The sequence below is a fragment of the Nocardia sp. bgisy134 genome, assembly GCF_965341865.1.
Taxonomy (GTDB): domain Bacteria; phylum Actinomycetota; class Actinomycetes; order Mycobacteriales; family Mycobacteriaceae; genus Nocardia.
The window spans coordinates 101927-117157 of the sequence record NZ_CBDQZP010000005.1 but is presented as its reverse complement, the minus strand read 5'-3'; the positions used below and the strand labels follow the sequence as shown (position 1 = coordinate 117157).

The 15231-nt window shown below is 68.9% G+C and carries 14 protein-coding genes; 5 read left to right on the top strand and 9 right to left on the bottom strand.

What is annotated here, in order from left to right:
* Window positions 1–475: 475 nt before the first annotated feature.
* From ACRWNM_RS11410 to ACRWNM_RS11380, 7 genes are all read right to left on the bottom strand, one after another.
* Window positions 476–856 carry a hypothetical protein gene (locus tag ACRWNM_RS11410; protein WP_431966391.1) on the bottom strand — a complete coding sequence of 127 codons (381 nt, stop codon included), beginning with the start codon at window positions 854–856 and terminating at the stop codon, window positions 476–478.
* Window positions 857–1049: 193 nt separating this feature from the next.
* Window positions 1050–1829, bottom strand: coding sequence for a VOC family protein (locus ACRWNM_RS11405; protein ID WP_431966389.1), 780 nt, complete (start codon window positions 1827–1829; stop codon window positions 1050–1052).
* Between the two features lie 167 nt (window positions 1830–1996).
* Window positions 1997–2473 (bottom strand): hypothetical protein, encoded by a 477-nt coding sequence (locus ACRWNM_RS11400; RefSeq protein WP_431966387.1) that lies wholly within the window; start codon window positions 2471–2473, stop codon window positions 1997–1999.
* A 222-nt stretch (window positions 2474–2695) separates the two neighbouring features.
* Window positions 2696–3214, bottom strand: a complete 519-nt coding sequence (locus ACRWNM_RS11395) for a hypothetical protein (protein ID WP_431966385.1) — start codon at window positions 3212–3214, stop codon at window positions 2696–2698.
* Window positions 3215–3289: 75 nt separating this feature from the next.
* A complete protein-coding gene (locus ACRWNM_RS11390) occupies window positions 3290–3463 on the bottom strand; it encodes a hypothetical protein (RefSeq protein ID WP_431966383.1) in 174 nt (57 codons plus the stop codon).
* Between the two features lie 211 nt (window positions 3464–3674).
* The gene (locus tag ACRWNM_RS11385; RefSeq protein WP_431966381.1) at window positions 3675–4448 is read right to left on the bottom strand and encodes a MerR family transcriptional regulator; all 774 of its coding nucleotides are present in this window, start codon (window positions 4446–4448) and stop codon (window positions 3675–3677) included.
* Between the two features lie 52 nt (window positions 4449–4500).
* Window positions 4501–5526, bottom strand: coding sequence for an EamA family transporter (locus ACRWNM_RS11380; protein ID WP_431966379.1), 1026 nt, complete (start codon window positions 5524–5526; stop codon window positions 4501–4503).
* A gap of 108 nt (window positions 5527–5634) precedes the next feature.
* Here ACRWNM_RS11380 and ACRWNM_RS11375 point away from each other — a divergent pair, with 108 nt between their 5' ends.
* The gene (locus ACRWNM_RS11375) at window positions 5635–6135 is read left to right on the top strand and encodes a MarR family winged helix-turn-helix transcriptional regulator (protein ID WP_431966377.1); all 501 of its coding nucleotides are present in this window, start codon (window positions 5635–5637) and stop codon (window positions 6133–6135) included.
* A 38-nt stretch (window positions 6136–6173) separates the two neighbouring features.
* Here ACRWNM_RS11375 and ACRWNM_RS11370 read toward each other — a convergent pair whose 3' ends face one another.
* Complete coding sequence (locus ACRWNM_RS11370; RefSeq protein WP_431966375.1) at window positions 6174–7787, bottom strand: SpoIID/LytB domain-containing protein; 1614 nt, start codon at window positions 7785–7787, stop codon at window positions 6174–6176.
* A gap of 375 nt (window positions 7788–8162) precedes the next feature.
* On the opposite strand from ACRWNM_RS11370, the gene ACRWNM_RS11365 reads away from it, so the two are divergent.
* A complete protein-coding gene (locus ACRWNM_RS11365) occupies window positions 8163–10421 on the top strand; it encodes an N-acetylmuramoyl-L-alanine amidase (RefSeq protein ID WP_431966373.1) in 2259 nt (752 codons plus the stop codon).
* A gap of 7 nt (window positions 10422–10428) precedes the next feature.
* Here ACRWNM_RS11365 and ACRWNM_RS11360 read toward each other — a convergent pair whose 3' ends face one another.
* Window positions 10429–11268, bottom strand: a complete 840-nt coding sequence (locus ACRWNM_RS11360; protein ID WP_431966371.1) for an HAD family hydrolase — start codon at window positions 11266–11268, stop codon at window positions 10429–10431.
* Window positions 11269–11422: 154 nt separating this feature from the next.
* Here ACRWNM_RS11360 and ACRWNM_RS11355 point away from each other — a divergent pair, with 154 nt between their 5' ends.
* Genes ACRWNM_RS11355 through ACRWNM_RS11345 form a run of 3 tightly spaced genes read left to right on the top strand, consistent with a single transcriptional unit; the run spans window position 11423 to window position 15220 of the window.
* Window positions 11423–12400, top strand: a complete 978-nt coding sequence (locus tag ACRWNM_RS11355) for an ABC transporter permease (RefSeq protein ID WP_431966369.1) — start codon at window positions 11423–11425, stop codon at window positions 12398–12400.
* Window positions 12401–12446: 46 nt separating this feature from the next.
* Window positions 12447–13376, top strand: coding sequence for an ABC transporter permease (locus ACRWNM_RS11350; protein ID WP_431966367.1), 930 nt, complete (start codon window positions 12447–12449; stop codon window positions 13374–13376).
* Window positions 13373–15220 (top strand): ABC transporter ATP-binding protein, encoded by a 1848-nt coding sequence (locus tag ACRWNM_RS11345; RefSeq protein ID WP_431966365.1) that lies wholly within the window; start codon window positions 13373–13375, stop codon window positions 15218–15220. Before ACRWNM_RS11350 ends, ACRWNM_RS11345 begins: the two co-directional genes overlap by 4 nt.
* The last annotated feature ends 11 nt before the right edge of the window (window positions 15221–15231 follow it).

Genomic DNA, 15231 nt, shown 5'->3' with positions numbered 1-15231 from the left:
CGGCCCGTCATGCACGCCGCCGACGCCGTGCGGTCGTTCCTGAACGAGAACCGGGTCGCCGAACTGGCGCTGCCGCGTCGCACCGAGGAGCTCGGCCCGCTGGTGCACGCCATCGACTACGGGCCGCCGACCTTCCTCACCAACCTCGGCTTCAGCGTCTACGAGGGCCGCGCGCTGAACACCGTGCCGCTCGCCGAGGTGCGCGTCGATCACGCGTTCGACCTGGCCACCCTCACCTTCGACGTCACAAGCCTGCTGCTCACCGCGGGCAACATGACCCTCGGCTTCACCGGCGTGGCCTCCAGCGTGACCACACCGCTCTCGATCATCCAAACGCTGGCCTTCTCCCCTGCCACGTACGGCGCGCCGATCCTCAAAGGGAGTCATGCAGTCCATGTGCGCCGCCTGAGCGGTCTCTTCGCGGACTCCTCGCAGAAGTTGCGGCCGCTGCGAGGAGTAGCGAAGGACTGCAAGATCAGGACGGGAAGCCGACATCGAGTTCGTCGTGGGTGCGCTCGGTGTACATGCGCCAGTAGTGTTCGCCCAGTTCGGCGTTGGTCATGCGCGGGATTTCGACGCCGGGCGGCGCGAGCTCGGGGTTTTCCGCGAGGAGACGTTCGGCCTTGCTGTCGCCGATCAGCGCGCCGATGTTGAGCAGGCCGACGTAGACGCCGGTGCCGCGCAGCTCGGCGTGCAGCTGACGGATGTAGGTGCGCTGCGCGGCGAGGGCGACGCCGAAGTTGGCCAGGTAGGGCAGCAGGTGGTGTTCGGAGGAGCCCGAGGAGAACAGCAGCGTGCCTTCGCCGCGCTCGAGCATCGCGGGGAGCAGCGCGCGGTGCCGACGCCCCCGCCGCACACCCCCTCCCGGTCCCCCCGATCACCGAAGCCCAACTGATGCGGGCACTTCGGAAGTAGCGGGCTCCTCCTCCGTCGGCAGAATCACTCGCTACCGCAATCCGGTAGCGAGTGATTGCGAAACCACGCGGCCATCCTCGCATCGGCGGTCGGGTTGAAGTCGACCGTGCACGGTGGCGCGCCGTTTCAGTGGCTCAGCCGTTCAAGCGGATGATCGAAAAGTACGCGCCCTGTGGGTCTCCCAGCACTGCGAAGCGTCCGACCGGGATGTCGGTCGGGGGAACCGAGACCGTCCCGCCCAGCTGGGATGTTCGGTTCGCGGACGCGTCGCAATCGGACACCGCGAAATAGACCATCCAATGCGGCGGTACTTCGGCGGGCCACTGCTCGTTCATCTCGACCATGCCCGCGATGGACCGGCCACCGACCTTCCATTCGGTGTAGGTGGTATCGCCGAACTCGCTTGTCTCGCCCTCCCAACCGAACACCTCGCCGTAAAAGGACTTGGCGGCAGAGATATCGCGGCAGTTGAGTTCACTCCAGCAGTAGGTGTTCGGTTCGTTCACGTACCCCGCGCCTTGGAACGCGCGCGGCTGCCAGACACTGATCATCGCGCCGAGCGGGTCGGCGAAGACAGCCATCCGGCCCTGATCTGGGATGTCCGTGGGCTCCATGACGACCTGCCCACCCGCGGATTGCACAGCTTTGGCGGTAGCGTCGGCGTCGGTGACGCTGACGTAGCTGTTCCACGCGGGCGGCTGCGCCTCCGCCGATGTCGGCATCGCGGCGGAGACCTCGTGGCCTTCGGCGCCCTCCAGCGTGAACATGGTGTAGCCGCCGTACTGCGGATCCGGCGAGGTTTGTGCGTGCCAGCCGAACAAGTCTCCGTAGAAGGCTTTGGCGGCTTCCAGGTCGGTCGTGGCGAGATCGACCCAGCAAGGTACCCCTGGTTCGTACGAGCTCAACTGCGGCATGACGCGGCTCCTCTCGAGGATCGACGGTGACCGACTCCCGGCCGACGGAATCGGCACCGCAAAGCCTACGTATCCCGCGGGCCGTCATTGGGTAATCCGGAACCCGCGTCGTTCGATCGTCCGGCGATCCACTCGGGAATCGCTCGATGACCGAATCCGGTTCGCGCTCAGTAGTACGGGTACGGCGGGTGGCCGTAGGGCGGATACGCGGGCGGGTAGGCCGGTTGGCGGCGGGCGGCGATCCATCGGCCCGTGGGGCTGGCGACGGCGAGGCCGAAGATGGTGGCGGACAGGACGAGTGGCAGTCCGCCCGCGATGCCGCCGAGGGCGACCAGCACGAGCGCGCCGAGCAGGGCGATCGAGGACATCCCGATGACGATGACGCGCCCCGCCGTCTGCCGCATGAACAGCAGCAGCGCACCGAGCAGCCAGAGCAGCGCCACCAGCGCGCCGACACCGATGCCGATGAACGCGGCGGGCTCCACGTCGTTGCTCGCATCGAGCGCCTCGACGAGGCCGATGGCCACGCCGACCATGCCGAGCAGGCCGACGAGCGTCGACAGCACCCCGGCCGTGATCGCGGTGCCGCCGCTGGGCGCGGGCGGCGGAAAGCCGTACCCCGGTGGGCCGTACGGATAGTTCATTGGGCTTCCCCTCCCCGAAGGCTTGCGACGCCCTCTCAGCCGTGAACTCTACCGCTCCAACGCTGGGATGCTCGACCGCAATTCAGCCCACCGAACACCGCCGCGACGTTGGGCGGTTGTCGCCTCACGTCACGACCACGCGCCGCGACCCCGCAGTCACGATCACCGAAATCGACGCTGCGGGTGGTATATCCACTGCCGCAGAAAGACCGTGGGGCAAGCTCAATCAGAGCGACGCGCCGACAGCGCGGCGAGGACCGAAATGGTCACTGGCAGCGCGAGACCCGTGAGATTCGCCAGCCACTCGCCGTGCACCATCGCCGTCACGGTGCCGACCAGGCCCGCGGTCGACGTGGCGATGTCCACCGCGACACCGCCTTGCTCGGCCCAGTGGATGCCGTACTCGGATTCGTAGCCGAACAGCGCGGCGATCAGTCCCGCGATGCCGACGACCGTCCACACGCCCGCGGCGACGAGCACCGTGAAGCGCCCGTCCTCGTCGCCGCGGATGATCAGAACCGCGCCGTAGCCGAGCGCGAAGGCCAGCAGCAGCGCGCCGAGTGCGGTCGAGACCGCGAGCGAGTTGTCGTAGTGCCCCGGGTCGCCGAAGAAGCCGAAGGCGAGTACGAGCAGCCCGACCAGGTTCGCCGCCGCGCCGATCGCGGCGAACAGCGCGACCGCGGTCGCGAGCGTCCCGGGCTCAGCCTGCCGAGTGCCCGAACTCTCCTGGCTGTAGAGCATGCGTGTACGTCCCTCCGAGTCGATCGGTCGAACCCATAAATTATGCGCACGGATTGCCCCGCGCGCGCCGATCGGTCAGCGCGGCGCCCCGCCCGCCGCGATCCACTCCCGTGTCGCGTCGAGAGAAGCCAGAGTCAGGATCGCGACCTGGAAGAACCCGCGAATCAGCGCGTCCCGTTGACCGCTCCCCGGACCGAAACCCGCGGCCACGAAACCGGCCAGCGCGAGCAGCGCAGCCACCCCGATCATGATGATCCGCCCGGCCGTCGACTCTTCCGACCGGCTTCCTGCTCGTGCACGCGCCATTCCTCCCGCTTCGAGCGAACCCATGATCATGCACGCGAAAGCGCCCGCACGCGAATCCGCGTGCGGGCGCTGGCTTTACACCTGGTCGGTGCACGCCGCCGGGCAGAGTTCGTCGGCGAGCTCGTGCCCGGCGGGAGCGGAGGCGAAGGTACGCCTACCGCAGGTTGGCCTCCGCGTAGACCTTCATCGCGTCGCGCACGAACGCGGCGGTGCCCGCGGCGTGCACGTCGTAGTTGACTGCGAATCGCGGGTCGTCGACGTACAACTGGCCGATTCCGATGAAGGCGTCGGCCGTCACCGGCTTGCCACCCCAGCCGTCGCCGATCCAGGCGCGGTGCCGGGCGGTGATGGCTTGGACCTCGTCGCTGTCCACCGGAAGCCCGGCGGCGTGCGCGCGACCGAAGTCGGCGGCGATGTCCAGCTGGGTCTGCTGGAAGTCCTGCTTCTGCTGATCGCTGAGCGAACGCCACCAGCGGTCACTGCTGTCGTAGGCTTCCTTGCCCCAGCGTTCGATGACCTCGTCCTTGTATTGCGTGTGGTCGAACCCGTCGAAAACCTCTGCTGCCATGAGTTTTTCACCTCTTTCCGTCTTTTGCAGCGTGGTGTGCACCGAGTCGATCTGGCGTCGGATCCGATCCTGTTCCTGCCGAAGCAGGTCCAGGTGCGTACGCAGTGCGGCGGCGGTGTCCTGTTCGCCCGCGAGTACGTCGGCGATGACCGGGAGGCCGAGGCCGAGTTCCCGCAGCAGCAGGATGCGTTGCAGCCGCACGAGGGAGTCCTGGTCGTAGTAGCGGTACCCGTTGGCGCCGATCCGGCTGGGCGGCAACAGCCCGAGCTGCCCGTAGTGGCGCAGCGTGCGGCTGGTGGTACCGGCCGCCTTCGCCAGATCCTGGATGGACCATTCACCGGTCCGGGTGCCCGCGGTCACGACCGGGCGCTCCTTCCTTTTCTCGTCGGTGAACCCAGTCTGCAAGTTGACGCTACGTCAAGGTCAACCCGCTTTTGCGCTGGTTCTTCGCCCCCGCCCCCACCAGCATGCGCGCCGCATCCGTGGGCCGCTCCCTATTTTCGAGCTCGGCGCCCCCGCCGACCGCTTCGGCCTCATCGACCTTCTCGACTTCGCCGACCTTCGGCCGCGCGGTGGTCTGCCCGAGCAACGTGCCGCCCAGCGCGATCACCATGCCGAGCACCTGCAACGGAGTCAGCGCCTGCCCCAAGGCGACCCAGCCGATGACCGCCGCCGACACCGGGCTGAGCAGTCCGAGGAACGCGACCGACGTGGCGGGCACCTTCGCGATACCGCGGAACCACAACCAGTAGGCCAGCGCGGTGCCGATCACGCCCAGGTAGAGGTAGCCGCCGACGGCTTGGGCATCCAGCGCGGGCGGTGCGCCCTCGATCAGCGCGGCGAGCGGGAGGATGAACAGGCCGCCCGCGGTGAGCTGCCAGCCCGTCATGGCCAGCGGGCCGACGCCGTCGGGTCGCCCCCACTTCTTCGTCAGCACCGTGCCGAGCGCCATCGATCCCGCGCCCGCCAGTCCGGCGAACACGCCGACGGTGTCGAGCTGAGCGGTGGCCCGTAGCACCACGAGCGAGACGCCGAACACGCCGATCACTCCGGCGAGAACCTTACGGCCGGTGGGCCTTTCGTTCAGCACTCCGGCGGCGAAGAGCAGCGCGAACATCGGCGCGACCGCGCCGAGGACGCCCGCGACGCCGCCGGGCAGCCGGTAAGCGGCGAGGAACAGCAGCGGGAAGAACGCGCCGATATTGAGCACACCGAGCGCCGCGGCGCGGCCGATCCACAGACCTTTCGGCAACGTGCGAGTGAGCGCGAGCAGCACGAGCCCGGCGGGCAGCGCGCGCATCAGCGCGGTGAACAGCGGCCGGTCCGGCGGCAGGAACTCGGTGGTGACGGCGTAGGTGGACCCCCACACGATCGGCGTGAGGGCGGTGAGCGCGAGGGTGCCCGCGTAGGGGTTCCGTGCCGCGGTGGTGATGGACATGTCGGTCGCTCCTCATTGATAATCTCAACGTTGAAATATCTACTCCAAGCGGTGTCTCATCGTCAAGTAGATGAATGTTGAGATTCTTAGAACAGAGAGGAGTCCGCGATGGGCGACGCCGTCGACCTGATCACGGAGCACTGGCGCCGCGAGCGTCCGGACGTGGACGTCTCGCCGATGCACGTCATCGGCCGGATCACCCGCTTGTCCCGGGTGCTCGAGCAGGACCTGAAGCGCTTCTTCGCCGGACACGGCCTGGAGTTCTGGGAGTTCGACGTGCTCGCGACCCTGCGCCGCTCCGGCGGCGCGAAAGGGCTCACCGCGGGCGCGCTGAACCGGGCCGCGATGGTCACCTCCGGCGCCATCACCAACCGCATCGACCGATTGGCGGCCAAAGGCCTGGTCGAAAGGGTGCCGAGCGCCGAGGACCGACGCTCCATCCGCGTCCGCCTCACCGCCGAGGGCAGGAACCTCGTCGACGAGCTACTGCCGCTGCACGTCGCCAACGAACAGCGCCTGCTCGAGGCCCTCGGCGCCGAGGACCGCGAAGAACTGAGCGCCCTGCTGCGCCGACTGGCCGAATCGTTGGGCGACACCAAACTGGACTGACAGCACACGAGCCGGAAACCCTTGCGGCGCTCCGCCGATCAGCGGCGCCCGAACACCTCCTCGAGCGACGGTATGGCGAACCCCGGGTTCGGCGCCTGCTCATGCGGCACACCCGACGGCGCAGGCGCACCGGTCGCCGGGCCGCTTCCCGCCGCGGTACCCGCCGACGCCGCGGCACCGGGCAGCGCTCCGCCACCGCCCGACGCCCCCGCACCGGGCGCAACCCGCTCACCGGGCTGCACACCGCCACCCACAGACGCCGCCGCACCGGGCGCAACCTGTCCACCGGGCTGCACACCGCCACCCACAGACGCACCCGCACCGGGCGCAACCCGCTCACCGGGCTGCACACCGCCACCCACAGACGCCCCTACACCGGGCAGCGCGTGTCCGCCGGGCAGAACCTCCCGACCCGAGGGCACCGCAGCCCCCGAAGCCGGCGCGGAGTTCGACCCCGGCGTCCCACCAGGCCGCTCCGGCGAACCCGTCGGCGCGGCCCCCACGCCGCCCGGATCGGGTACGAGCTGCAACAGCGTCGTGAAGTCCACCACCTGCGCACCGAGCGTCGGCGTGACGATGATGACGCCGTTGGTGAACATCCGGTAGGTGCCCGCCCGCTGCGGCAGCAGCATCTCCGGCCCGAGCGGCGCGCCCAGCGAGCCCGCCTCGCCGCCGCGGCGCTGATATTCGAGGTCGATCGGCGACTGCGTGGTCGCGGCACGTGTGCGCGGATCCGGCCGCGGGTCCGTCGGCGGACGACCCACCGAGAGTTCGGCGGGCGTGGGGCCCACGTCGAAGGCGTAGATGTCGGCGGGTTCGCCGCCGTCCGGCGCGGAGGAATACTCCGAACGCAGGATGCGACCGTCGCGCAGCAGCACGGTGCCCGCGGTGGACGCGATGGTCGCGGCGGTGCGCGGATCTTCCTTCACCGTCCCGGGATACACCTGGCAGTCGGTGGTGTCGCAAGTCTGCGCGTACGGATACCTGCGCTCGGCGAGCACATACGACCGGGCCGCGATGGCCTGCGCGCGCAGCGCCTCACCCGCGCCCTTGTCGACCCAGTTCGCCTGGACTTCGGCCGGAACGACGCCGAGCAGGTAGTCCTCCACGTCGACGCGGTTGATCGTGCGCGGCTCCCCGTTCTCGGTGGCGAGGCCGAGCGAGCCGCGGTAGGCGGTTCCGCCGCACAAGGTGAGATGTTCGGACGCGGGCCGGTTCGGCTTGGGGTCGAGGGGATAGATCCACGGATCGGAAGTGACTGTCTGCCAGAGGACTTCGCCGTCGCATCCGACGGTGACGACCACGTTCGCGCCGCCGTCCGGCAGCGGAGTGAGGTGAGCGACCTGGCCCGCCGCCACTTCCCGGCCCGCCACCCGGAATCCGGCTTCGGCGTAGGCGTCGAGGGTGGAACCGTCCTGTTCCACGAGCCGCACGGCCAGGTTGGTCGGCGGGCTGGTCCCGAGTGTCGCGCCCGGGTAGTAGTGCTCGAGTATGCGTTCGGCGAGCCAACCCTGCTGGGCGCTGTCGAAGGCGCCGACCTGGCTCATGCCCCGGCCGTGGCCGGCAAGCGGCCGGATGGGCGTGTCGCCCGGCCAGCCCCAGAGCGCGACGGCAGTGCCCGCCAGGACGGCGGCGCATCCGGTGACAAGCACGGGCCGCGCCGATATCGGGGCGGGCCGCATTCTGTTCCGCACTCTGAAGCGCCTGGTGTGCTGCGCTCTTTCGATCCCCCACGCGCTCGGACGGTGCTGCTGGCTGCGTCGCATTCGAATCTCCCACGGTTCCAGGACCGGATCAGTCGGATACCTGTCGGCATGTCGTTCCGTCCGGTCGCATTCCGAGAGCTACATTCGAGCAATTACGTGATCCTAACTCTCAACAAAAGGTTTAGAGATGTGACAGATGTGAACTAGTGTGATTGTTGATGCATCAGGAAGCAAACCTGATTTCCGCACCTGATCACCGGTTCGACCTGATTGGAGATGCTCGTGCCGTACCGCAAACCGAAACGTTCGTACGTGCTCCCCATGGTGACCACGCTTGCGGTAGCGGCTCCGCTCGCGACACTCATGCAGGGCGATTCGACCGACTACCGCTCGGCCAACGAGACCGAGCTGGCCGCGGTGCCCGCGCGTCTGGCCGAAGTGCTGCTCGCGCAGACTCCCGAGATCACCCTCCCGCTGCGCGAACTCACCGGCCTCGACCTCCCCGACCTGCGACTATCCGACTTGCGGACGCTGCCGATCCCGCGCTCCATCCCGATACCGGATGGCCTGCCGCTGCCGCCGGGCGTCCAGCTGCCGAAGGAGATCCCGCTCCCCCGGCTGGCCCCGGGCCAGGCCGCGCCCGGCTTCACGGCGCCGACCACCAGCCCCGCGGTACCGGGCCAATCCATGCAGGCCATCCCCGGACAACCCGCCTCCGGTCCCGCCGCCGCGGGCCCCGCGCATCCTCTGCCAGTACAAACCGTCCCCAAACCCATCCCAGGCCAGTCCATTCCCGCCCCCGCGACGCCGAGCCCGGTGCCCAAGCCAGCCGCTCGCTTCATCTCCGACCCGGCGGCCCTGCCGGAGGGAACCACCCCCGACACGCCCGCACTGGCCCCCGGCGCACTCCCGCACGAGCTCCTCGACCAGGTAGGCGCGCAGGTCAAGGAGCTGTCGCGGGAGACGCCGTTCAGCGTCGTCGCCCTCACCGCGCGCGATCTCGCCGACACGCGCGCCATGGTGCGTGCCCGCCAACCGGACGGCACCTGGGGCCCTTGGTACGAGTCCGAACCGATCGACACCCGGCGCGACGACCGCACACCGGCCGGTGGCACCGCAGGCACCGAGCCGATCTACGTCGGGAACACCAACGCGGTCCAGATTCTGGTCACCCGCAAATCCACTGCTACGGAACCGCAAACTCCTAGTACCGCACCGGCATCCGGTCCGCTGCAACCCGTGCCCGCCGCCGCGCCGCACACCGGCGATCCGGCCCAGTTCACCCCGCCGTCGCTCACCGCGGTCCTGATCGATCCCGGCCGCGGCGCGATCGACGGCGCGCTCACCGACGTCGCAGGCGCGCTGCCCGGCGGCGGACCGCACGTGATCACCCGATCGCAGTGGGGCGCGGACGAATCCATTCGCTGCGACGAACCCACCTACGACGACAGCCTCGGCGGCGTCACCGTGCACCACACGGCGGGCCGCAACGACTACAGCAAGGCCGAATCGGCGGGCATCGTCCGCGCGATCTACACCTATCACGCCCAAACCCTCGGCTGGTGCGACATCGGGTACAACGCCCTCGTCGACAAGTACGGCCAGATCTTCGAGGGGCGCTACGGCGGGCTGGACCGCCCGGTGCAGGGCGCACACGCGGGCGGGTTCAACGAGAACACCGCGGGCGTGGCCTTGATGGGCAATCACGAGTCCGAGTCGCCGTCGGACCAGGCGGTGACCGCCGTCGGCAAGTTCATCGGCTGGCGGACCAGGCTCGCGGGCCTGGATCCCAAGGGCCACACCACGATGTACTCCGAGGGCACCGAATACACCCCGTACGCCCAAGGCGAGGCCGTCGACCTGCCGATCGTGTTCGCGCACCGCGACGTCGGCAACACCACCTGCCCCGGCGACGCCGCCTACGACCTGATGGACCGGATTCGCGATATCGCCGCGGGCGCGGCGGGCGGCCCCGCGCCGCAACAGAATCCGCGGCTGCCGCAGCTGCCGGAGCGCACCGAGTCCGATCTGGCGACGCTCGCCGCGCTGACGGCACGGCTGCTGAGCTTGGTGGACGAGAACATCATCGCCAAGCACTACTCGGCCAAGGGCGGTCCGGACGGTCCGCTGGGCCAGGCGATGTCCGAGCCGATGCCCGCCGCGCAGGGCCAGCAGTACGCCAAGTTCGCCAACGGCTACGTCTACACGACGCCCGACAACCGCGTCATCGAGGTGACGGGCGTGATCCTGGAGCGCTTCCTTCAGCTCGGCGCCGACTTGGGCATGCTCGGTCTGCCGCTCGCCGACGCCTACCTGGTGCCGGACGGCCTCAGGTCGGACTTCCAGTACGGCTCGCTGATCCTCAACAAGATCACGGGGATCGTCACGACGGTCTGGCGGACCTACAACCAGATCTACCAGCAGGAGTCGCGCCGTAACCAGGGCGACGCGGTCGCCGCGCCGGTTCCGCCCGGACCGGCTCCCGTACCGGCCGCAGCGCCTGCCGTTCCCACCGAGCCGGTGACTTCGGAGGAGACGCAGGCGGACGACGTCGCTCCGGATCCAGCGCCGGTCGGCTGAAAGTCGTTCAGACCCACCAGCGTTCGAGCACCTGTGCGACACCGTCGTCGGCGTTGGTCGCGGTCACCTCGTCGGCCGCGGCCAACGCCTCCGGGTGCGCGTTGGCCATGGCGACGCCGTGCCCGGCCATTTCCAGCATCGGAACGTCGTTGGGCATGTCGCCGAAGGCGATGATCGCCGAGTGCTGCACCCCGAGCCGCTGCGCGACGGTGGCCAGCCCGGACGCCTTGGTGACGCCGGGCGCGGACAGCTCGATCAAACCGTGGTCGGTGGAGTAGGTGATGTCGGCGCGATCGCCGATGAGCGGTGCGAGCACCGCACGCATGTCGCCGCTGAGCGCACCGCGCAACCGAATGAGCATCTTGATCGCGGGCGCATCGATCACCTCGTGCCGGGCGACCGCCGTGTCGTCGGGGTTCAGCCAGGCGTGCTCGTACTCGGGCGAGCTGACGAACTGCGGCGTCGCGGCGTCGTGCGCGCTGGCGCCGACGCGTTCGGCGGCCAGACCGCAGCCGGGTAGCGCGCGCTCGGCCAGGTCGGCGATCCAGCTCAGCGTCTCGACGTCCACCGTCCGGCTCGCGAGCACCTTGTCCGCGGCGCTGTCGTAGATCACCGCCCCGTTGCCGCAGACGCACAGCGGCGCGAAGCCGAGGCCGTCGACCACAGGTTCGATCCAGCGCGGCGGCCTGCCCGTGGCCAGCACGAACGGCACCCCGTCGGCGATCAGGGCGGCGACCGCGGCCTTGGTGCGGCCGGTCACTCGTTCGTCGTGATCGATCAGGGTGCCGTCCACATCGGTGGCCACCATCTTCGGTTTGGGCAGGTGCAGGCGCGTCACCTCTTCCATCCTGCCGGAAAACCGTCGCGGGGCGGTCGCGAGCGGTACGGGTCCGCTGGACATGCCCGGGCAGATGTGTGGCACGCGCGTTCGCGGCGTCGTCCTTATGATCAGGGGCTAACACTCGAACACCGGCCCGGCCGGCCGGAGAACCAGAGGACTGATGACCGGCTTCCTGCTACGACGCGCGCTCAATTATGTCGTGCTGTTGCTGCTGGCTTCGTTCCTGACGTTCAGCCTCGCGTCGCTGACATTTCGGCCGCTGGACAGTCTCGAACAGCGCAACCCCCGCCCGCCGCAGGCGGTGATCGATGCCAAGGCCGAGGAATTGCACCTCGACGATCCGATTCCGGAGCGCTATATCACCTGGCTGAAGGGCATCCCCAGCGGCGATTTCGGCACCACCCTTGCGGGCCAGCCGGTGAGCGAGGAATTGCCGCGCCGGGTCGCGGTGAGCCTGCGGCTGTTGATCGTCGGTTCGATCGTCGGCACGGTGCTCGGTGTGCTGATCGGCGCGGCAGGCGCGATTAGGCAATACAAATTCAGCGATTACTTCACGACCGTCGTCTCGCTGTTGATTCTCAGTACCCCGATATTCCTGCTGGCCACGCTGCTGAAATACGGGGCGCTGGAGATCAATTCGGCGACCGGCTCGCAGATATTCCTCTACACCGGCGAGACGTCGGCCAGCGCCATCGAGGGGTTCTGGCCGCAGCTGGTCGACCGGCTCCAGCACCTGGTGCTGCCGACCGCGGCGCTCGCGCTCGGCGGCATGGCGGGCTACAGCCGCTACCAGCGCAACGCGATGCTCGACGTGCTGCAGAGCGATTTCATCCGCACCGCCCGCGCCAAGGGCCTGACCAGGAACAAGGCGCTCTACAAGCACGGACTGCGCACCGCGCTCATCCCGATGGCCACGCTGTTCGCCTACAGCCTCGGCGGCCTGATCACCGGCGCGACGTTCACCGAGAAGATCTTCGGCTGGCATGGCGTCGGCGAGTGGCTGGTCGATTCGATCAACGCCCAAGACCTCTACGTGGTGGTGACGGTGACCGCGTTCGCCGGTCTCGTCGTGCTGGTGTCGGGCCTGCTCTCCGACATCGTCTACGCGATTCTCGACCCCAGGGTGCGTGTGGGATGACCACTGATCGAATCGGCCCCGCGAATCCCGTCAGGGGGGCAGCAGCATGACCGAAGCCGAGATCATCGTCCAAGGCGCGCCCGAAGTCGCCGCGGCTGGGCGGCGCAAGCTGGTGCTGCGGCGTTTCCTGCGCAACAAGCCCGCGATCGCCGGGGCCGTGGTGCTGGTGCTGCTGTTCGTCGCGAGTTTCGCGCTGCCGCCCTTCCTGCCGTACGACTACCAGCAGATGGACTACACCGCGCTGCTGAAACCGCCCAGCGCCGACCATCCCTTCGGCACCACCCAGATCGGCCAGGACGTGCTCGCGCAGACCCTGCGTGGCTTGCAGAAATCGCTGATCATCGGCCTGTGCGTGGCGCTCATCTCGACCACCATCGCGGCGACCACGGGCGCGCTCGCCGGGCTGCTCGGCGGCTGGACCGACCGGGCCATCATGTGGTTCGTCGACCTGCTGCTCGTGGTGCCCAGCTTCATCATCATCGCGCTGTTCGCACCGCGCACGAAGGGCAGCGGTTCGATCGCGCTGCTGATCGTGCTGCTCGCGGTGTTCGGCTGGATGATCAGCGCGCGCATCGTGCGCGGTCTGACGCTGAGCCTGCGTGATCGCGAATTCGTCAAGGCCGCACGGTATATGGGCGCGCCGACGCGGACCGTCATCGTCAGCCACATCGTGCCCAACATCGCGTCGATCCTGATCATCGACACCACGCTCACCGTCGGCGCGGCGATCATGGCCGAGACCGGCCTGAGCTTCCTCGGTTTCGGCGTGCAGCCGCCCGATGTCTCGCTCGGCTCGCTGATCGCGGCGGGCACCAAGTCCGCGCTGACCTACCCGTGGCTGTTCCTGTTCTCCGGCGGCCTGCTGATCACCACCGTGCTGTGCGCGAACCTGGTCGGTGACGGCTTGCGCGACGCGTTCGACCCGAGCGCCAAGCGGGCTCGGGCGCGCAAGAAGGCAAAGAAGGCTGACGCATGACCGCCAATTCCACCGCGCCCCTCTTGGAAGTCGCCGATCTGCGGGTCTCCTTCCCCAGCGAGGAGGGCCGCATCGACGCCGTGCGCGGGGTGACCTACAGCGTCGCCGACGGCGAGGTGCTCGCCATCGTCGGCGAATCGGGTTCGGGCAAGTCGGTGTCGTCGCTGGCGGTGATGGGTTTGCTGCCCGAGCAGGCCCGGGTCAACGGGTCCATCCGGCTGCGCGGGCGGGAGCTGCTCGGCTTGGGCGATCGGGAGATGTCGCGATTGCGCGGCAGCTCGATCAGCATGGTGTTCCAGGACCCGCTCTCCGCGCTGACCCCGGTGTACCGGGTAGGCGATCAGATCGCCGAGGCGCTGCTCGCGCACGGCGCGCATAGCAGGAAGGAAGCCGCCGAGAAGGCGGTCGAGCTGCTGGAACTGGTCGGCATCGATGACGCGAAGACGCGCGCCAAGGCTTTCCCGCACGAGTTCTCCGGCGGTATGCGCCAGCGCGTGGTGATCGCGATGGCCATCGCCAACGATCCGGCGCTGATCATCTGCGACGAGCCGACCACCGCGCTGGACGTCACCGTGCAGAAGCAGATCCTGAATCTGCTGCGCAAGGCGCGCGACATCACCGGCGCGGGCGTCATCATGATCACCCACGACATGGGTATCGCCGCGACGCTGGCCGACCGGGTCGCGGTGATGTACGCGGGTCGCATCGTCGAAACCGCGACGGCGAGCGAACTGTTCAACGCGCCGCGGATGCCGTATACGGTCGGGCTGCTCGGCTCGATCCCGCGCATGGACGGTCCCGCGCGCAGGCCGCTCATCCCGATCGTCGGCGCGCCGCCCGCCATGCACGCGCTGCCGCCGGGCTGCTCGTTCGCGCCGCGCTGCCCGATCTCGATCGAGCAGTGCCGCGCCGCCGAGCCGCCGCTGGAGAGGACCGAACCCGGCCACGCCGCCGCCTGCATCCGTACCGGAGAGGTCGGCACGGACGGGCTGTTCGAGGCCTACCGTTCCGAGATCGAGGAGCCGAAGGCCGAGTCCGAGACCGGCAAGGGCGTGGTGCTTCGGGTCACCGACCTGGTCAAGACCTTCCCGATCACCTCGGGCGTGGTGTTCCAGCGCCGCAAGGGCGAGGTGCGCGCGGTCGACGGCATCAGCTTCGAGGTGCTCGCCGGACGAACGCTGGCGCTGGTCGGCGAGTCGGGTTCCGGAAAATCCACCACGCTCACCCAGATTCTCGACCTGGTGCAGCCGCAGTCGGGCACCATCGAGATCATGGGCCGCGACGTGTCCACCCTGACCAAGGCCGAGCGGCGCGAGATCCGGCGCACGATGCAGATCGTCTTCCAGGATCCGACCGCATCGCTGGACCCGCGCCTGCCGATCTTCGACGCGCTGGCCCAACCGCTGCGCATCGACGGCCGCTCGCGCGCCGAGATCGCCCGCCGCGTGCCGGAACTGCTCGAGCAGGTCGGCCTGCGTCCCGAACACGCCGACCGCTACCCGGCGGATTTCTCGGGCGGCCAGAAGCAGCGCATCAGCATCGCGCGCGCCCTCGCACTGGACCCCGAACTGCTCGTGCTCGACGAGCCGGTGTCCTCGCTGGACGTCTCCATCCAGGCCGGTGTGCTGAACCTGCTGCGCGATCTACAGACCGAGCGCGGGCTGTCGTATCTGTTCGTCTCGCACGATCTGTCGGTGGTGCGCAACCTGGCCCATCACATCGCGGTGATGTACCGAGGCAAGATCGTCGAATCCGGCCCGGCCGAGCAGATTTTCGCCAGCCCTTCGCACGAGTACACCCGCAGGCTGATCGACGCGGTACCCATGCCGGTGGTCGGCGGATAGTCAGGAGGGCA